The sequence below is a fragment of the Rhodococcus sp. IEGM 1351 genome, assembly GCF_030056875.1.
Lineage (GTDB): Bacteria > Actinomycetota > Actinomycetes > Mycobacteriales > Mycobacteriaceae > Rhodococcus_F > Rhodococcus_F opacus.
Map to the genome: position 1 here is coordinate 47926 of NZ_JASHKU010000004.1, position 18055 is coordinate 65980.

General features: G+C 67.3%; 16 protein-coding genes. 11 read left to right on the top strand and 5 right to left on the bottom strand.

All coding sequences use genetic code 11. The annotated features are described in order from the left end of the window. Positions 1 to 2 precede the first annotated feature (2 nt). Both QM806_RS08225 and QM806_RS08230 read left to right on the top strand, forming a co-directional pair. Positions 3 to 3959, top strand: a complete 3957-nt coding sequence (locus tag QM806_RS08225) for a DNA-directed RNA polymerase subunit beta' (RefSeq protein ID WP_005252128.1) — start codon at positions 3 to 5, stop codon at positions 3957 to 3959. Between the two features lie 146 nt (positions 3960 to 4105). Beyond that, positions 4106 to 5338: a M23 family metallopeptidase gene (locus QM806_RS08230; protein WP_005574380.1), complete on the top strand. Its 1233-nt coding sequence runs from the start codon at positions 4106 to 4108 to the stop codon at positions 5336 to 5338. Between the two features lie 170 nt (positions 5339 to 5508). Here the strand turns inward: QM806_RS08230 and QM806_RS08235 are convergent, their stop codons facing one another. Then, on the bottom strand, positions 5509 to 5895 hold the full coding sequence (locus QM806_RS08235) for a TetR/AcrR family transcriptional regulator (protein ID WP_283291021.1): 387 nt from the start codon (positions 5893 to 5895) through the stop codon (positions 5509 to 5511). Positions 5896 to 6014: 119 nt separating this feature from the next. Between QM806_RS08235 and QM806_RS08240 the strand changes: the two genes are divergently transcribed. Continuing rightward, positions 6015 to 6215 carry a hypothetical protein gene (locus tag QM806_RS08240; RefSeq protein WP_005258232.1) on the top strand — a complete coding sequence of 67 codons (201 nt, stop codon included), beginning with the start codon at positions 6015 to 6017 and terminating at the stop codon, positions 6213 to 6215. A 5-nt stretch (positions 6216 to 6220) separates the two neighbouring features. On the opposite strand, the gene QM806_RS08245 is transcribed toward QM806_RS08240, so the two are convergent. Both QM806_RS08245 and QM806_RS08250 read right to left on the bottom strand, forming a co-directional pair. After that, complete coding sequence (locus QM806_RS08245; protein WP_005258230.1) at positions 6221 to 6733, bottom strand: SixA phosphatase family protein; 513 nt, start codon at positions 6731 to 6733, stop codon at positions 6221 to 6223. A 9-nt stretch (positions 6734 to 6742) separates the two neighbouring features. Next, positions 6743 to 7756 carry an aldo/keto reductase gene (locus tag QM806_RS08250; protein ID WP_005574383.1) on the bottom strand — a complete coding sequence of 338 codons (1014 nt, stop codon included), beginning with the start codon at positions 7754 to 7756 and terminating at the stop codon, positions 6743 to 6745. Between the two features lie 134 nt (positions 7757 to 7890). Between QM806_RS08250 and QM806_RS08255 the strand changes: the two genes are divergently transcribed. Next, complete coding sequence (locus QM806_RS08255; protein ID WP_005574384.1) at positions 7891 to 8727, top strand: helix-turn-helix transcriptional regulator; 837 nt, start codon at positions 7891 to 7893, stop codon at positions 8725 to 8727. On the opposite strand, the gene QM806_RS08260 is transcribed toward QM806_RS08255, so the two are convergent. Then, complete coding sequence (locus tag QM806_RS08260; protein ID WP_005258224.1) at positions 8728 to 9507, bottom strand: acyl-[acyl-carrier-protein] thioesterase; 780 nt, start codon at positions 9505 to 9507, stop codon at positions 8728 to 8730. Positions 9508 to 9659: 152 nt separating this feature from the next. On the opposite strand from QM806_RS08260, the gene QM806_RS08265 reads away from it, so the two are divergent. The 7 genes from QM806_RS08265 (at position 9660) to QM806_RS08295 (ending at position 17098) form a co-directional block, all read left to right on the top strand. After that, the gene (locus tag QM806_RS08265) at positions 9660 to 11321 is read left to right on the top strand and encodes an FAD-dependent oxidoreductase (RefSeq protein WP_169692684.1); all 1662 of its coding nucleotides are present in this window, start codon (positions 9660 to 9662) and stop codon (positions 11319 to 11321) included. Positions 11322 to 11358: 37 nt separating this feature from the next. Then, positions 11359 to 12324 carry an NADPH:quinone oxidoreductase family protein gene (locus QM806_RS08270; RefSeq protein ID WP_169692685.1) on the top strand — a complete coding sequence of 322 codons (966 nt, stop codon included), beginning with the start codon at positions 11359 to 11361 and terminating at the stop codon, positions 12322 to 12324. Positions 12325 to 12431: 107 nt separating this feature from the next. Next, a complete protein-coding gene (locus QM806_RS08275) occupies positions 12432 to 12902 on the top strand; it encodes a MarR family winged helix-turn-helix transcriptional regulator (protein WP_005574387.1) in 471 nt (156 codons plus the stop codon). Further along, the gene (locus QM806_RS08280; protein ID WP_005258217.1) at positions 12899 to 14428 is read left to right on the top strand and encodes a DHA2 family efflux MFS transporter permease subunit; all 1530 of its coding nucleotides are present in this window, start codon (positions 12899 to 12901) and stop codon (positions 14426 to 14428) included. Before QM806_RS08275 ends, QM806_RS08280 begins: the two co-directional genes overlap by 4 nt. A gap of 145 nt (positions 14429 to 14573) precedes the next feature. Then, complete coding sequence (locus QM806_RS08285; RefSeq protein ID WP_169692686.1) at positions 14574 to 15671, top strand: LLM class flavin-dependent oxidoreductase; 1098 nt, start codon at positions 14574 to 14576, stop codon at positions 15669 to 15671. Further along, positions 15655 to 16101: a MarR family winged helix-turn-helix transcriptional regulator gene (locus tag QM806_RS08290; RefSeq protein WP_005574390.1), complete on the top strand. Its 447-nt coding sequence runs from the start codon at positions 15655 to 15657 to the stop codon at positions 16099 to 16101. The genes QM806_RS08285 and QM806_RS08290 overlap by 17 nt, the downstream gene beginning before the upstream one ends. A gap of 19 nt (positions 16102 to 16120) precedes the next feature. Next, positions 16121 to 17098 (top strand): pirin family protein, encoded by a 978-nt coding sequence (locus tag QM806_RS08295; protein ID WP_169692687.1) that lies wholly within the window; start codon positions 16121 to 16123, stop codon positions 17096 to 17098. Between the two features lie 12 nt (positions 17099 to 17110). Here the strand turns inward: QM806_RS08295 and QM806_RS08300 are convergent, their stop codons facing one another. Then, positions 17111 to 18055: a serine/threonine dehydratase gene (locus QM806_RS08300; protein WP_169692688.1), complete on the bottom strand. Its 945-nt coding sequence runs from the start codon at positions 18053 to 18055 to the stop codon at positions 17111 to 17113.

Genomic DNA, 18055 nt, shown 5'->3' on the forward strand with positions numbered 1-18055 from the left:
ACGTGCTCGACGTCAACTTCTTCGATGAACTCCGCATTGGCCTCGCCAGTGCAGAGGACATCCGCAATTGGTCCTACGGCGAGGTCAAGAAGCCGGAGACCATCAACTACCGCACGCTCAAGCCCGAGAAGGACGGCCTCTTCTGCGAGAAGATCTTCGGCCCCACCCGGGACTGGGAGTGCTACTGCGGTAAGTACAAGCGTGTCCGCTTCAAGGGCATCATCTGTGAGCGCTGCGGTGTCGAGGTGACCCGCGCCAAGGTTCGGCGTGAGCGCATGGGCCACATCGAACTGGCTGCCCCGGTCACGCACATCTGGTACTTCAAGGGCGTGCCCAGCCGTCTCGGCTACCTGCTCGACCTGGCGCCGAAGGATCTCGAAAAGATCATCTACTTCGCCGCGTACGTCATCGTCGGTGTCGACGAGGAACTGCGTCACAACGAGCTGTCCACTCTCGAAGCCGAGATGCAGGTCGAGAAGAAGTCCGTCGCGGATCAGCGTGACGCCGACCTCGAGGCCCGCGCTCAGAAGCTCGAAGCCGACATCGCCGAGCTGGAGGCGGAGGGCGCGAAGTCCGACGTCCGCCGCAAGGTCAAGGACGGCGGCGAGCGCGAGATGCGTCAGCTCCGTGACCGCGCGCAGCGTGAGCTGGATCGTCTCGACGAGATCTGGACCACGTTCACCAAGCTGAGTGTCAAGCAGCTCATCGTCGACGAACTGCTGTACCGCGAGCTCGTCGACCGCTACGGCGAGTACTTCACGGGCGCGATGGGTGCCGAGTCGATCCAGAAGCTCATGGAGAGCTTCGACATCGACGCCGAGGCCGAGAACCTCCGCGAGACCATCCGCAGCGGCAAGGGGCAGAAGAAGCTCCGTGCGCTGAAGCGTCTCAAGGTCGTCGCAGCCTTCCAGGTCAACCAGAACTCGCCCATGGGCATGGTTCTGAACGCCGTCCCGGTGATCCCGCCGGAGCTGCGTCCGATGGTTCAGCTCGACGGTGGCCGCTTCGCCACCTCCGACCTGAACGACCTGTACCGCCGCGTGATCAACCGCAACAACCGCCTCAAGCGACTGATCGACCTCGGTGCCCCCGAGATCATCGTCAACAACGAGAAGCGGATGCTGCAGGAGTCCGTGGACGCGCTGTTCGACAACGGCCGTCGTGGCCGTCCGGTCACGGGTCCCGGTAACCGTCCGCTGAAGTCCCTGAGCGACCTGCTCAAGGGCAAGCAGGGTCGCTTCCGTCAGAACCTGCTCGGTAAGCGCGTCGACTACTCGGGTCGTTCCGTCATCGTCGTCGGCCCGCAGCTCAAGCTGCACCAGTGCGGTCTGCCGAAGCTGATGGCTCTCGAGCTGTTCAAGCCGTTCGTGATGAAGCGCCTGGTCGACCTGAACCACGCGCAGAACATCAAGTCCGCCAAGCGCATGGTGGAACGTCAGCGCGCACAGGTGTGGGACGTCCTCGAAGAGGTCATCGCCGAGCACCCCGTGCTGCTGAACCGTGCACCGACGCTGCACCGCCTGGGCATCCAGGCCTTCGAGCCGCAGCTGGTCGAGGGTAAGGCCATTCAGCTCCACCCGCTGGTGTGTGAGGCCTTCAACGCCGACTTCGACGGTGACCAGATGGCCGTGCACCTTCCGCTGTCCGCGGAGGCGCAGGCCGAGGCTCGCATCCTGATGCTGTCGTCGAACAACATCCTGTCGCCCGCGTCGGGTCGACCGCTCGCCATGCCCCGTCTGGACATGGTCACCGGTCTGTACCACCTGACCCGGTTGGACGAGGGTGCGATCGGTGAGCTCGCGGCGTCGACCAGCGACGAGGCGGAGCAGGGCGTGTACTCCTCGCCTGCCGAGGCTCAGATGGCCGTCGATCGTGGCGCGCTCGTCGTGCAGGCGAAGATCAAGGTGCGGCTCACGCAGCAGCGCCCGCCCCGCGACATCGAGTCGGAGCTGTTCCCCGAGGGCTGGAACTACGGTGACGGCTGGACCGCGGAGACGACGCTGGGTCGCGTGCTCTTCAACGAGCTGCTGCCCGCGGACTACCCGTTCGTCAACGAGCAGATGCCGAAGAAGCGTCAGGCGACGATCATCAACGATCTCGCCGAGCGCTACCCCATGATCGTGGTCGCGCAGACCGTCGACAAGCTGAAGGACGCCGGTTTCTACTGGGCCACGCGTTCGGGTGTCACGGTCTCGATCTCCGACGTCCTCGTGCCGCCGGAGAAGGCTCAGATCATGGAGTCCTTCGAGGCTCAGGCCGACCAGATCGAGAAGAAGTACCAGCGTGGTGCTCTGAACAAGACCGAGCGCAACAGCGCCCTGGTCAAGATCTGGTCCGAGGCCACCGACGAGGTCGGTAAGGCCATGGAGGCCCACTTCCCCGACGACAACCCGATCCCGATGATCGTGAAGTCCGGCGCCGCCGGCAACATGACCCAGGTTCGTTCGCTCGCCGGTATGAAGGGTCTGGTGACCAACCCGAAGGGTGAGTTCATCCCGCGTCCGATCAAGTCTTCCTTCAAGGAAGGCCTGACCGTTCTCGAGTACTTCATCAACACGCATGGTGCCCGTAAGGGTCTGGCCGACACCGCGCTCCGCACCGCCGACTCGGGTTACCTGACCCGTCGTCTGGTGGACGTCTCGCAGGACGTCATCGTCCGCGAGGTCGACTGTGGAACCGAGCGCGGCATCGTCACCACGATCGCCGAGAAGCAGGCCGACGGCACGCTGATCCGCGACGCTCACGTGGAGACGAGCACGTACGCCCGAACCCTGGCCGCCGACGCGGTCGACGAGAACGGCAACGTCATCGTCGAGCGTGGACACGACCTGGGCGACCCGGCTATCGACGCGCTGCTCGAGGCAGGCATCACGCAGGTCAAGGTCCGCTCGGTGCTCACCTGCACCACCGGCACCGGCGTCTGCGCCACCTGCTACGGCCGCTCCATGGCCACCGGCAAGCTCGTCGACATCGGTGAGGCCGTCGGTATCGTCGCCGCACAGTCCATCGGTGAGCCCGGTACCCAGCTGACCATGCGTACGTTCCACCAGGGTGGTGTCGCCGGAGACGACATCACCGGTGGTCTGCCGCGTGTTCAGGAGCTGTTCGAGGCCCGCGTCCCCAAGGGCAAGGCCCCGATCGCCGACGTCAGTGGCCGCGTGCAGCTCGAGGACGGCGACCGCTTCTACAAGATCACCATCGTCCCGGACGACGGTGGCGAAGAGGTTGTCTACGACAAGCTCTCGAAGCGTCAGCGTCTGCGTGTTTTCAAGCACGACGACGGCACCGAACGCCTTCTGGCCGACGGTGACCACGTCGAGGTCGGTCAGCAGCTGATGGAAGGTGCTGCCGATCCGCACGAGGTGCTGCGTGTCATGGGCCCCCGTCAGGTGCAGATCCACCTCGTCAACGAGGTCCAGGAGGTGTACCGGAGCCAGGGTGTGTCGATCCACGACAAGCACATCGAGGTCATCGTGCGCCAGATGCTGCGTCGCGTGACGATCATCGACTCGGGCGCCACGGAGTTCCTGCCCGGTTCGCTGACCGAGCGTGCGGACTTCGAAGCGGCCAACCGCCGTGTCGTCGCCGAGGGTGGCGAGCCGGCAGCCGGACGTCCGGTGCTGATGGGTATCACCAAGGCATCGCTGGCGACCGACTCGTGGCTGTCCGCGGCGTCGTTCCAGGAGACCACTCGCGTGCTGACCGATGCGGCGATCAACTGCCGCTCGGACAAGCTGATCGGTCTGAAGGAAAACGTGATCATCGGAAAGCTGATCCCCGCCGGTACCGGTATCAACCGTTACCGCAACATCCAGGTTCAGCCGACCGAAGAAGCCCGCGCTGCTGCGTACGCGGTTCCGTCCTACGACGACCAGTACTACAGCCCGGACGGCTTCGGCCAGAACACCGGTGCCGCGGTGCCGCTGGACGATTACGGTTTCAGCAACGATTACCGGTAGGCGCTCCGCGCCCGTGAGCGGTTGACGAGTCCCAGGACTCGCCGGGCACTCACCAAGGACGAAGGCCCCACCCCTCTCTCTTCGGGGGTGGGGCCTTCATCTGTTTCCTTGCCTTGTCGCCGGGTGTTCGCCGTTGCTAGCGTCGGATGATGGCCCGGTCGAGGTTCGCCATCGCGCTTCTTCTCGCCGTCGTCATGGGGGCAGCGACCTCCTGCACGGCCTCGGACACCCAGCAGAGCGAGGCGACGTCGTCGGCGGCGCCGGCCACGTCCGCCGGTCCCGCCGTGCTCACTCCGGTGGTCGCGGATGTGGTGGCCGCGCCTATCCCGGTGACGGGCAGCGACGGTCGCGTGCATCTCGCCTACGAACTGCGGCTGACGAATACCGGTTCGCAGCCGGCGACGATCACGTCGCTGCAGGTGAAGGGCGACGGCCGCACGCTGGTGGACCTGAGCGGCGAGGCGCTGACACCGTGGTTCCAGGCCCTCGGCGGTGGACCGAGGACCGGCACCGTTCTCACCCCCGGACAGCAGGGGCTGGTGTGGATCGACGCGACATTGAACAGTCCCGACGACGTGCCCCGTAGCCTCGGCCACGTCGTGAACGTCGACTTCCCGCAGGCGACGTCGCTCGTGCCGTCCCAGCTGGCCGAGAACGTGGCTGACACCGAAGTCGACACCCGCGACGCCGTCCGGATCCGCGCTCCCCTCGACGGGCCGCGGTGGCTCGACGGCACCGGCTGCTGCACGGTCACGTCCCACCGCGCGGCCGTGCTGCCGATCAACGGACGGATGCTCGCGGCCGAGCGCTTCGCGATCGACTTCGTCCAACTCGACGAGCAGGGACGCATCTACGTCGGCGACAAGACTCAATTGTCGAGCTACGAGTACTACGGCGCACCGGTCCGTGCGGTGTCGGACGGCAAGGTGATCGCCGTCGTGGGTGATCTGTCCGAACAGGTTCCGGGTGCCAGTCCGCAGGGACTGCCCCTCGACCAGTACGGCGGAAATCACGTCGTCCAGGACATCGGGAACGGGCGGTACGCGTTCTACGCGCATCTGCAGCCCGGCAGCGTGGACGACATCAGCGTCGGCCAGGACCTGCGGGCGGGCGACCAACTCGGGCTGCTGGGCAACAGCGGAAACACCGACGCACCGCATCTGCACTTCCATCTGATGGACGGGCCGGACTATCTGGCGTCGAACGGCATTCCGTTCGAGTTCGAGAACTTCGACCTCGACGGGCGGGTGACGGGGGAGAGCTTCGAGGCCGCTGCGACCGCCGGCGCCCCGGTGGTCGACGCGACGGGAACGCAGACCGGGTCGCGCACCGACGAAATGCCGCTGTACCTCGACGTCGTGACGTTCCCGGGCAGTTAGCCGAGGAGGCCGCGCTCGACGAACCGGGTGAGTGCGGCGATGCCCTCGTCGTCGCCGCCGTCCCGCAGGCCGACGAAGGCGGTCGCCACCGCGGCGATCAGCTGGGCACTGACGTCGGGGCTCGCGGGGAGGTGCGCGCCGTCCGCGGCGAGTGCCGTGAGGAGTTCGGCCTACGGCTTCATCTGTTCGATCCCGAAGTCGTGCATCCGCTGCGCGAACGCGGGATCGACGAGGGCTGCGTCACGGAGCGCGGCCATCACCGTGCGATGCCGCGACTGGAGTTGCCAGAACACGGCGAGATGCGGGCCGAGGTCCCGCAGATCGTCCGGGGACCTGGCGATGAGTGCATCCGCGTCGTCGCCGATGTCGCCCGCGAGCGCGAGGAGCAGCGCCTCCTTGCCGTCGAAATGGTTGTAGAACGAGCCCGCGGCCTTGCCGGCCTCGGTGGTGATGTCGGTGATGGTCGCGTTCAGATACCCCTTGCGTTCGAAGACCACTTGGGCGGCGTCGAGCAAGTCCCTGCGTGCCTGGGCGGCCTTCTCCTGTCGGGTGGTCACTGCGCTTTCCTCATCTCCTCGCCGCTCGTCTGCCCTCGCTCGGAGGCTGGTTCTCGTCCGGGAAGACTATCCTCGAGCACACCTGTCCGATATGCGTGGTTTAGCTGAACGGGGACGAGATGTCCGAGAAGAAGATCGATCGCGTCAAGACCGAGTCGGCACTCGAAGTGCTGCGGGAAAGCCCCACGATCGCACTCATCACCGTGGCCCCGGCACTGGTCGTCTTCGGGGTGGTGTGGTGGCTGTTCGGATTCTGGTCAGCCCTCGTGCTGGTCCTCATTCTGGGTGTCGTCGCCGTCGTCGGCCGGAAGCTGTTCTGAGACCGCTACCGCGGAACGTGGAACGCGGCGAGTGACGCCGCGCTCGACGTGAGTTCGTCCCAGTCGCACGGCACCGTGAGGACGGCGAGCGCGGACGTCGGGAACTTCTCCCGCATCAGGTTGGCCTCCCCGGTATCGGGGTTGCCCGCCAGATCCAGTGCCGTCGACGGCATGCCGGGAACGTGCCCGACCACGAGCAGGGTACGCACCGACGGTTCGACCCGAACGATCTCCATGAGCACCTCGGACGGGTACGCGCCGTACAGCTCCTCGGCGAACCGGGCGGGAGCGCCGACCCGGGTCGCCTCCAGCGTTTCCCGGGTGCGGCGCGCGGTCGAACACAGCACAGCGTCGATCGGCGGCTGAGTCGACCGCAGCCACTCACCGGCCAGACCCGCCTGCTTCCGGCCGCGCGGCGCCAACGGCCGCTCGTGATCCGCGACCCCCTCCGGGTACGCAGACTTGCCGTGGCGCATCAGGATCAGGGTGCGATTCCGCGACGAGCTGTGCGAGGCCATGGCTAGACGCTAGCGCCCCACGCCGACGCGTTCACTGTCGAGCTGGGCCATCTGCGCGGGCGCGTAGCGTTCCCCGGCGACAGCGGTGTCGGGAACCGCTGCCGCGATGGCCGCGAGGTCACCGGCGCCGAGGTGGACGTCGAGTGCGCCGAGCGTCTCCTCGAGCCGGGCGACGGTGCGCGCTCCGACGACGGGCACGATGTCGTCGCCCTGGGCGAGTACCCACGCGATCGCCAGCTGCGCGACGCTCACCCCGTGCTGCGCGGCCACGGCGGCGAGCGAGTCGACGAGGGTGAGGTTCTGCCGGAGGTTCTCGCCTTGGAATCGGGGGCTGTGTGCGCGGAAGTCGTCGGCCGCGAGGGTCTGATCGGTGCGTAGCGAGTCGCTGAGCAGGCCTCGGGAGAGTACGCCGTAGGCCGTCACGCCGATCCCGAGTTCCCGGCAGAGCGGGAGGATCTCGGCCTCGATACCCCGGGAGACGAGCGAGTACTCGATCTGCAGGTCCACGATCGGGTGCACCGCCGCCGCTCGGCGAAGGGTCTCGGGACCCATCTCGGACAGGCCGATGTGGCGCACGTAGCCGGCCTCGACGAGTTCACCGATCGTGCCGACGGTGTCCTCGATCGGCACGTCGGGGTCGAGACGGGCGGGGCGGTAGATGTCGATGTAGTCGACGCCGAGACGCTGCAGCGAGTACGCGAGGAAGTTCCGGATCGACTCGGGTCGCGTGTCGACTCCCGCCCATGTGCCGCCGGGGCCGCGCAGGCCGCCGAACTTGACGCTGAGGGTCACGTCCTCGCGTCGGCGGCCGGCGAGGGCCTTGCCGATCAGGGACTCGTTGTGGCCCGATCCGTAGAAGTCCCCGGTGTCGACGAGGTCGATCCCGGCGTCGAGCGCCGCGTGGATCGTGGCGACGGACTCCGCGTCGTCCGTCTTGCCGTACATCCCGGACATGCCCATGGCGCCGAGGCCGAGTCGGCTGACGTTGGGACCGGTGGTTCCGAGTGCGGTGGTGCTGATCATGTTCTGCTCCGATGGTCGGTGGCTGTTCCGGACTGTTACCAGCGTCGCCGTTGCCGGGAGCGGCAACCAGAGACCGCTCATCGGGGGACCGGCGATCCCTGTCAGCGGGCAGGCGGGTCCGGCACAGTTGATTCATGAACCGCTCCGAGTTGGCCGACTTCCTCCGCCGTCGCAGGGAACAGCTGGTTCCGGCCGACGTCGGACTGCCACCGGGAGTGCGGCGGCGGACGCCGGGGCTCCGGCGCGACGAGGTGGCGATGCTCGCGGGAATGTCGACGGACTACTACACGCGACTCGAGCAGGCACGCGGCCCGCATCCGTCGACGCAGGTCCTGGCGTCGATCGCGCGGGCGCTGCGGCTGACCGACGATCAGCGCGACCATCTCTACCTGTTGTCGGGTCAGGTTCCGCCGATGCGGGCCGCGGGCAACAAGCACGTCGGACCGGGACTGCTGCATCTGCTCGACAAGCTCGACGACACCCCGGGCTGCGTCATCTCGGACCTCGGGGAAGTGCTGGTCCAGAACCGCATGCACGTGATCCTGTTCGGCGACGCGTCCCGGTATTCGGGTCTCGATCGGTACGTGCCGTGGCGGTGGTTCGCGCACCCCGGCGAGCGCGGGATGTTCCCTGAAGACGATCACGAGCGGCTCGCCGGACGTCACGTCGCGGATCTGCGGGCGACAGCCGCCCGGCGGGCGGGTGACGCCGACGTGACGGAACTGGTGGACCGCCTCTACGAGAGCAGCACCGAGTTCGCGGCGCTCTGGGACAGGCACGATGTGGCCGTCCGCCGGTCCGACACGAAGACCGTCCTCCGCGCCGAGGTCGGACGTATCGACCTCGTCTGCGAGACGCTGCTGACCCCGAGCGCCTATCAGCACCTGCTCGTGTACATGCCGCAGCCGGGCTCCGATGCGCGGGCCAGACTCGACCTGTTGCGGGTGATCGGCACCCAGCAGATGGTCTGATCAGGTGGTGAGTGGCCCGACCCGGGCCACGGCGCGCAGGGCGTCGTCGACCAGGAACCACACGGTCAGCGACGTGTCGTCCCGCCGCGAACGCAGGACGATCCGGTCGGTCGACACGATGGGCGAGAGGTATTCGAGCACGGCGCGATGGGGGTTGTCGACGAGGCGGCCACCGCCCGGATGCTCGTGGTCGGCGAGCAGTTCTTCGACGGCCTGCCAGTAGACGGCGTTGTTGACGTGGTCGAACGGGTCGATGTCGGTGCGGCGCAGGACGAACTCGGTGTCCACGATGCCGTCCTCGTCGGCGGCCGGAGCATTCTCGACGAGCCACCGCTTCCACTTGAGCCGGTGTTCGTCCGCCGATTCCCCGAGGCGTTCGATGAACCCGTCGTCGATGCGGGTGGGCATTCCCGTTTCGCCGCTGATGTGGATCCAGAAACCTTCGGTCTCGATGAGCGCGCCCGCCTCACCCTCGATCTGGACCCGCATGTTCGTCCAACGGGTCGACAGTGCCGAGCACCAGCGCCGCAGGTGCACCCGCTCGGGCCACACCGCGGGCCGCACGACGTCGATGACGGTGCGCCGGACGATCCACAGCGGGTGGCTGTCGGCGGCGTCGACCGCGTCGAGGTTGTCCAGACCGGCGTCCTGCAGATAGCGCGCGATCCCGTCGAGACGGAGGCGCTTGGCGGCATCGATGTCGCCGGTGCGGACCGGCCAGGACGTCTCGAAGAAGCGGCCGCGTGCGGGGGGAGCGGCGAGGGGTAGGTCGAGTGCCAAGATGCGGTTCCTTCGCTCGTGGACGGAGCTTTGATTCTTCCATCCGGCGCCGGTGCTTGTTTGCGGACGCGATTCTCAGTACAGTTCATATAACTGTTACTACGTGTAACATAAACGAGTTCGATGGTCCGGACAGGTGTGAGGAAACCGCAATGGCATATGTCATCACCCAGGCGTGCTGCAACGACGCGAGCTGCGTCTCCGCATGCCCCGTGAACTGCATCCATCCGACACCGGAGGAGCGGGAATTCGCGCATACCGAGATGCTGCACATCGACCCGGAAACCTGCATCGACTGCGGGGCCTGCGTCGATGCCTGTCCGGTCGACGCGATCTTCCCGGAAGACAAGCTCATCGGTTCGCTCACCCGCTACAAGGAGATCAACGCCGAGTACTACACGACCAACCCGATGCCGACCGGGTGGATCCCCCTCACGCCGGCGACTCCGCCGCGCCGTGACCTCGGCACACTCCGGGTCGCCGTCGTCGGCGCCGGCCCCGCGGCCTGCTACGCGGCGGGTGAACTGCTCGAACGTTCGGACGTCGAGGTCGAGATGTTCGAGAAGCTCCCGACCCCGTGGGGACTCGTCCGCGCCGGTGTCGCACCCGACCATCCCGGCACCAAGGAGGTGACCCGGATGTTCGAATGGAGCCTCGACCGGCCGAACTTCGCGTTCCACCTCAACGTCGAGGTCGGCAAGCACGTCACCCACGACGAGCTGCTGGAGCATCACCACGCCGTCATCTACGCCGTCGGGGCGTCGAGCGACCGGCGTCTGGGAATCCCGGGTGAGGACCTTCCCGGCGTGCACGCTGCCACCGAGTTCGTGGCCTGGTACAACGGCCACCCGGACTACGCGGAGCGCACGTTCGACCTGTCCGCGAAGCGCGCGGTGATCGTCGGCAACGGCAACGTCGCGCTCGACGTGGCCCGCATCCTCACGATGAACGTCGAGGAGCTGGAGCGGACGGACATCGCCGATCACGCCCTCGCCGCGCTGCGGCGCAGCAACATCGAGGAGGTCGTGCTCCTCGGCCGCCGCGGGCCCGCGCAGGCCGCCTACAGCAACCCCGAGTTCCTGGCGCTCGGCGACCTCGAGAACGTGGACGTCGTCATCGACGACGCCGACCTCGACCTGGACCCGGCCAGTGAGGCACTGCTGGACGACCCGGCCACCGCGATGAAGGTCCGGCTGGCACGGGAGTTCGCGCAGCGTGCCCCGCGGCCCGGTCACAAGCGCATCGTGTTCCGCTACCTGGCGTCGCCGCTCGAGGTCACCGGATCCGGCAAGGCCGAGGCCCTGCGCTACGGACGCAACGAACTGGTGGTCGACGAGTCCGGCGCGTTGTCCGCCCGGGCTCGGGGCGAGGAGGGCTCGCTGGACACCTCGCTCGTGCTGCGTTCCATCGGGTACCGCGGCAATCCCGTCGGCGGTGTCGCGTTCGACGAGAAGCGCGGCGTGATCCCCAACGAGCACGGCCGGGTCACCGACCGGGTGTACGTGACCGGATGGATCAAGCGTGGTCCCAGCGGCGTCATCGGCACCAACAAGGCGTGCGCGAAGGAGACGGTGTCGTCGCTGCTCGCGGATTTCGAGGCCGGAAAGCTCCTCGGCACGGTCGGCACCCGCAAGGACGTGAAGAAGCTGATCGAGCGACGCCAGCCGGAGCAGATCGGCTTCCCCGGCTGGCGTGCGATCGACAAGGCGGAGACCGGCCGCGCGGCGGGGTCCGGCCGGCCCCGCGTCAAGATGACCGACACGGTCGAGCTGGTCTCCGTCGCCCGCAGGCGGAAGCGGCTGTTCGCTCGTTGACGCCTCTCGCCACCCCTGCGCGTCTAATGTTTCGAGCATGCGCGCAGTGGTGGTGACGGAGCTGTCGGGGCCGAGCGGCATGACGCTGCAGGACATCCCCGAACCAGCGGCCGACGGACTCGTCCTGATCGACGTCAAGGCCAGCGGTGTGTGCTTCCCCGACCTGCTGATCAGCTACGGCAAATATCAGCTGGGCCCCGAGTTGCCGTTCGTTCCCGGTGCCGAAGTCGCGGGTGTCGTGGTGTCCGCACCGGCAGGCAGTGGGTTCGAGCCCGGTCGCCGGGTGCTCGCGGCGTCGCAGGTCGGCGGTTACGCCGAACGGGTCGCGGTGCCGCCGGCGCAGGTGCTGCCCATCCCGTCGATCCTGGATTTCGACGAAGCGGCGTCGCTGATCATCAACTATCAGACGATGGAATTCGCGCTGGAGCGCCGGGCTCGGCTGCGGGCAGACGAAACCGTCGTCGTCCTCGGCGCGGCGGGTGGGGTGGGAACGTCCACCATCCAGTTGGCCAAGGCGCACGGCGCCCGCGTGATCGCGGTGGTGCGCCGGGACGGGGCCGACGACTTCCTGCGCGAACTGGGGGCCGACGAGGTCGTCCGCCTCGGCGACGGCTGGGGCGCCCGGGTCCGTGAGCTGACCGGCGGCCGGGGCGCGCAGATCGTGGTCGATCCGGTCGGCGGCGACGCGTTCGACGAGGCCGTCCGGGTGCTGGCCCCGGAAGGCCGGCTGGTCGTGATCGGTTTCGCGGGAGGGACGATCCCCGAGGTGAAGGTGAACCGGGTGCTGTTCCGCAACATCAGCATCGTGGGTGCGGCGTGGGGTGAGTTCATCCGGACCGAACCGACTGCGCTGGAAGAGGTGCATGCCGCGTTGATCCGGCATGTCGAACGCGGACTGCGTCCCGTGGTCACCTCGCGGTATCCCCTCGAGCGGGCCGCGGACGCACTGCGTGACCTCGAGGCAGGCCTCGTGCTGGGTAAAGCGGTGCTCGTCCAGGACTGAACCCGCAGGTCCAGGCTGCCGCCGGGGGATGTGATACCTGACACCATTTATTCGGTTGCGTCATAGTTGCCCTTGGGCAATAGTTGCATGAGCGCTAGCATTCGAGGGTGCCCGACAAATCTCCTGATCTTCTCTTCGAACTACTCAACGACTTCTTCACCCAACTGTTGAGTGCGGGGGAGTCGGAGTCGATGGACAACCTCATCGAACTGGACCTCACGTTTTCGCAGGTGCGCATGCTCTTTGCGCTGGTTCAGCACGGTGAGCCACTTCCGATCAACGAGGTGGCCGAGCGGTTGCGGCTCTCGGTGGCCGCAGCGGGTCGGAACGTCGATCAACTCGTGAAACTGGGTCTGGTCGTTCGCCGGGAGGACGAACGCGACCGGCGGGTCAAGCGGGTCTCCTTGTCGGAGGCCGGACATAAGGTCGCTACCCAGCACATCGAATGCAAGCGTGATCAGTTGCGACGGTTCGCATGGCGGGTTCCGGAGATCGAGCGGACTCGGCTGATCGAGGCACTACAACCGATCCTCGCGGGGGAGTCCCTGCGAGAACTCAACCAGGAGATACTCGGATGACATCGCCGACCGCCGCGAACGCGGCGCCCGACAAGCTCGACGGCACGGTCCTCAAGATCGCGTCCGTGGTGGTGCTCGGTGCCATCATGTCGATCCTCGACGTCACCGTCGTCAGCGTCGCGTTGCCGACGTTCGCCACGGAGTTCGACACCACGTACGCCACCGTCGCGTGGACGATGACCGCGTACACGCTCGCCCTGGCCACCGTCATCCCCGTCACCGGGTGGGCGGCCGACCGATTCGGCACCAAGCGCCTCTACATGACGGCGCTCGTGCTGTTCGTGCTCGGCTCGGTGCTGTGTAGCTTCGCGTGGGACATCACGTCGCTCATCGGCTTCCGCGTCCTGCAGGGCCTCGGCGGCGGCATGTTGATGCCGCTCGGCATGACGATCATGACGAAGGCGGCCGGCCCCGACCGTGTCGGCCGGGTCATGGCGGTTCTCGGAATCCCCATGCTGCTCGGCCCCATCGGTGGTCCGATCCTCGGTGGCTGGCTGATCGAGGCGGCGAGCTGGCACTGGATCTTCCTGATCAACCTGCCCATCGGCATCATCGCCCTGGCCGCCGCGTTCATCATCCTGCCGTCCGACAACGCGTCGCCGTCCGAGTCCTTCGACTTCCTCGGCATGCTGCTGCTGTCGCCGGGTCTGGCTCTGTTCCTGTTCGGTGTGTCGTCCATCCCGGAGGTGGGGACCGTTGCTTCGGCTCGCGTGCTCGTGCCCGGTGCGGTCGGCCTGGCGCTGATCGTCGCGTTCGTGTTCCACGCGCTCCGCAAGGATCACCCGCTGATCGACCTGCATCTGTTCAAGAACCGGCAGCTGTCGGTCGCGGTCATCACGACGTCGCTGTTCATCGTCGCGTTCATGGGCGCCGGTCTGCTGTTTCCCAGCTACTTCATCCAGGTCGGCGGGCACACCACGCTTGCCGCTGGTCTGCTGATGGCGCCGCAGGGTATCGGCGCGATGCTGACCATGCCGGTGGCCGGACGTCTCGTCGACAAGATCGGGCCCGGCAAGATCGTGCTGACGGGTCTGCCGCTGATCCTGATCGGTCTGGGCGTCTTCACGCAGGTGGCGTCGGACTCACCGACCTGGCTGCTGATGGGTGCGCTGTTCGTGATGGGCATGGGCATGGGCTGCACGATGATGCCGCTGATGACCGCAGCGATCGTCACGCTGTCCAACGAGCAGGTCGCGCGCGGTTCCACGCTGATGAACATCGTCCAGCAGACCGCGGGTTCGATCGGTACCGCCGTCATGTCGGTGGTCCTCACCAACCAATTGCTCGATCGCGGTCTCGACAGCCAGACGGTCGCGATGCAGCACGTGCCCGAGGTCGCCGCGCAGGAGCCTCCCGGGATGGTGGACCAGGTCCTGAGTCAGGCCGCCGATGCGTTCGGCAACACGTTCTTGGTCGCCACCGTGCTGATCGCGTTGACGCTCATCCCGGCGTTCCTGCTGCCGCGCAAGAAGTCGGTCAACCCGCAGCTCGAGGCGGAAGGTGCCCCCACGGTCATGATGCACTGATCGGGCTCGTTCGATCCGAGTGTCGCCGAGGGCGGCAAGCGTACTGCGCTTGCCGCCCTCGGTCGTTTCCGGAATAGGACAAAGTGGTTGAATGTTGCAATAGGTTCATGCAAACGCATGGAGTTCTGGCGCGAGAGGAACAGCTATGCAGTTCGGAATCTTCACCGTCGGCGACGTGACCCCCGATCCCACCACCGGCCGCACCCCCACCGAGCACGAACGCATCAAGGCGATGACGACCATCGCCAAGCATGCCGAGGACGTCGGGCTCGACGTGTTCGCCACCGGCGAGCATCACAACCCGCCGTTCGTGCCGTCCTCCCCGACCACGATGCTCGGCTACCTCGCAGCGCAGACCGAGAAGATCATCCTGTCGACGTCCACGACGCTGATCACCACCAACGACCCGGTGAAGATCGCCGAGGACTACGCGATGCTGCAGCACCTCGCGGACGGCCGGGTGGATCTCATGATGGGTCGCGGAAACACGGCCCCCGTCTACCCGTGGTTCGGACAGGACATCCGCCAGGGGATTCCGCTGGCGCTCGAGCACTACCGGCTGCTGCGCCGACTGTGGGACGAGGACGTCGTGGACTGGCAGGGACAGTTCCGCACCCCGCTGCAGGGCTTCACGTCGACCCCGCGTCCGCTCGACGGCATCCCGCCCTTCGTGTGGCACGGCTCGATCCGCAGCCCGGAGATCGCCGAGATCGCGGCGTTCCACGGTGACGGCTTCTTCGCCAACAACATCTTCTGGCCCAAGGAGCACTACATCGCCCTGATCAACCTCTACCGCGAACGGTACGAGCACTACGGTCACGGCCGCGCGGATCAGGCGATCGTCGGACTGGGCGGGCAGGTGTTCATGCGCAGGAACGCCAAGGACGCCGTCGACGAGTTCCGGCCCTACTTCGACAACGCACCCGTCTACGGCCACGGGCCGAGCCTCGAGGACTTCACCGATCAGACCCCGCTCACCGTCGGCACACCGGAACAGGTGATCGAGAAGACCCTGACGTTCGCCGACTTCTTCGGCGACTACCAGCGGCAGTTGTTCCTCGTCGACCATGCGGGGCTTCCCCTGAAGACGGTGCTGGAGCAGCTGGATCTGCTCGGCGGCGAGGTCGTGCCCATGTTGCGCAAGGAGTTCGCCGCCCGGCGACCTGCGGGCGTGCCGGACAACCCGCCGACGCACGCGTCGATGAAGGCCGATCGCGAGCCGGTCGATGCCGCCCGTCAGTAGGACCGAACGAGCGGCCGAGGCGTGGGAGGCTCTCTTCCGCGCCCAGGTCGCGGTGATGCGCAACCTCGCCGCCGACGACGTGTGGGACGAACTGAGCATGCGCGAATACGACGTGCTGTTCACCCTCGCCCGGGCACCCGGACACAGACTGCGCCTGCACGATCTCAACCGGGAGATCCTGCTCAGCCAACCGTCGCTGAGCCGGCTCGTCGAGCGGCTGTCCGGCTCTGGATTCGTCACGCGGGAGTGCGATCCCGGCGACCGCCGGGGAACCGTCGTCGCCCTGACGGACGAGGGTGCGCGCGTGCAGAAGTCCGTCGGACGCAGGCACGCGGCGAGCATCCGGCGGCACGTCGGCGCGGCACTGTCCGACGACGAACTCGACACACTCACCGAACTCTGCGCGAAACTGCGCGGCGCACAGGACTGACGGAAGGCACGATGGAGCAGTGAGCAATCTGGAGACGAATTCGGTGGAAGAGCGGTGCGAGTCGCACCCCGACGGCGGGGGCATCCAGGTGCTCGGCTCGCGCGAGGTCCCGCTCGGTGGTCCCCGCGCGATGCCGGTCCGGCGCACTCTCCCACAGCGCGAACGATCGCTGATCGGAGCCTGGTGCTTCGCCGACCACTACGGTCCGGACGACGTCGGGAACACGGGCGGGATGAACGTGCCACCACACCCGCACACGGGACTGCAGACGGTGAGCTGGCTGTTCACCGGCGAGATCGAACACCGCGACAGCATCGGTTCGCACGCGATGGTGCGTCCCGGCGAGCTCAACCTGATGACCGCGGGTCGGGGGATCGCGCACTCCGAGGTCTCGACACCGCAGACGCGCATCCTGCACGGTGCGCAGCTGTGGGTGGCGTTGCCGGCGTCGGCGCAGGACGCGGATCCGGCGTTCGAGACGTACGCACCCGACCCGGTCGAACTGGACGGCGCGACGGTGCGGGTGTTCCTCGGGAGCACGGCGGGCTCCACGTCACCGGTCCGCACGTTCACGCCGCTGCTCGGCGCCGAGATCCTCCTGGAGCCGGGTGCGGACGTCACCCTCGACATCCAGCGCGGCTTCGAGGTCGGGGTGCTCGTCGACGAGGGTGAGGTGCAGCTGCGCGGGACCACGCTGCGGTGGGCGGAACTCGGCTATCAGCCGCCCGGGGAATCGCTGGTGGCGTTGCGCAACACGGGCGGGACCCGGGCCCGGCTGCTGCTGCTCGGTGGTGAGCCGCTGGGCGAGCAGGTGATCATGTGGTGGAACTTCCTCGGCCGTAGCCACGAGGACATCGTCGGCTACCGCCGCGAGTGGCAGTCCGAGCTCCGGGGCGCGGCGCCCGCCAACCCCCGGTTCGGCACGGTCGAGGGTTACGACGGCGATCCGCTGCCCGCACCCGAACTGCCGAACAGCCGGCTGAAACCGCGCGGCTGACACGTCTGAGGATCAGTAGCTGGTCATCGACGTGTTGGCGCCGCAGAGCACCACACAGAGCGGCTTGTCGTCGGCGGGGGCGAGCTGTCCGGTGACGATCGCGGCGAGCGCCGCGGCAGTGCCGTGCTCGACGACGATCCGGAACTCCTCCCACAGCAGCGTTCGCGCGTCGATGAGGGCGTCGTCGTCGACGATCAGGCTGGACACGGGCCGCGACCGGACGGTGTCCCAGGCGATGGAACCGATCTTGGTGGCGCCGAGGGAATCGCCGGCGATGCTGTCGATGTCGATGTCCACGGGCTGCCGGGCGGCGACCGCGGAGTGCAGCGTCGCCGCTCCGCTCGGTTCCACGCCGTAGATGCTGTCGTCCTCGCCGCTGCCTGCGACGACACCGGAGAGCAGTCCGCCGCCGCCGACGGCAATCACGTAGGACAGCGGCTCGGCGACGTCGTCCTGGATCTCGAGTGCGATGGTGCCCGCCCCGGCGACGATGTCGGGGAGATCGTAGGCGTGCAGGGCGAGGGCGTTCGAGGACGTCGCGAGTTCGTCCGCGTACTCGGCCGCCTCGGCGTATCGAGCACCGACCTTGCGCACGTCTGCGCCGAGCGCGATCAGCTTGTCGATCTTGACGTCGGGTGCCGTGACGGGGACGACCACCGTGCACTTCACGCCCCGCAGCCGCGACGCCCAGGCCGCTCCGATGGCGGCGTTCCCGCCGGACGCGATGACGACGCCCGCATCGTCGAGCCGCCCGTCCTCCTCGGCGTGGAGCAGCGCGTTGAGGCTGCCCCGCACCTTGAACGAGCCACCGTACTGCAGGAACTCGAGTTTGAAGATCACCGGTACCGGGCCGTGCAGGGTGGGGACGGTGGCACGGAACGTGGGTGTCCTGCGGATCAGGCCGGTGATGCGCTCACGCGCCCTGTCCACGGATGCGCGATCGACGGAGTGAGCCAT

Coding starts and splice junctions, on each gene's coding strand:
- QM806_RS08270 (WP_169692685.1), top strand. CDS start 11,359: ATGCGCGCAGTGGTGGTGACGGAGCTGTCGGGGCCGAGCGGCATGACG.
- QM806_RS08245 (WP_005258230.1), bottom strand. CDS start 6,733: ATGGCCTCGCACAGCTCGTCGCGGAATCGCACCCTGATCCTGATGCGC.
- QM806_RS08285 (WP_169692686.1), top strand. CDS start 14,574: ATGCAGTTCGGAATCTTCACCGTCGGCGACGTGACCCCCGATCCCACC.
- QM806_RS08255 (WP_005574384.1), top strand. CDS start 7,891: ATGAACCGCTCCGAGTTGGCCGACTTCCTCCGCCGTCGCAGGGAACAG.
- QM806_RS08280 (WP_005258217.1), top strand. CDS start 12,899: ATGACATCGCCGACCGCCGCGAACGCGGCGCCCGACAAGCTCGACGGC.
- QM806_RS08250 (WP_005574383.1), bottom strand. CDS start 7,756: ATGATCAGCACCACCGCACTCGGAACCACCGGTCCCAACGTCAGCCGA.
- QM806_RS08290 (WP_005574390.1), top strand. CDS start 15,655: ATGCCGCCCGTCAGTAGGACCGAACGAGCGGCCGAGGCGTGGGAGGCT.
- QM806_RS08265 (WP_169692684.1), top strand. CDS start 9,660: ATGGCATATGTCATCACCCAGGCGTGCTGCAACGACGCGAGCTGCGTC.
- QM806_RS08230 (WP_005574380.1), top strand. CDS start 4,106: ATGATGGCCCGGTCGAGGTTCGCCATCGCGCTTCTTCTCGCCGTCGTC.
- QM806_RS08240 (WP_005258232.1), top strand. CDS start 6,015: ATGTCCGAGAAGAAGATCGATCGCGTCAAGACCGAGTCGGCACTCGAA.
- QM806_RS08300 (WP_169692688.1), bottom strand. CDS start 18,055: ATGGCTCACTCCGTCGATCGCGCATCCGTGGACAGGGCGCGTGAGCGC.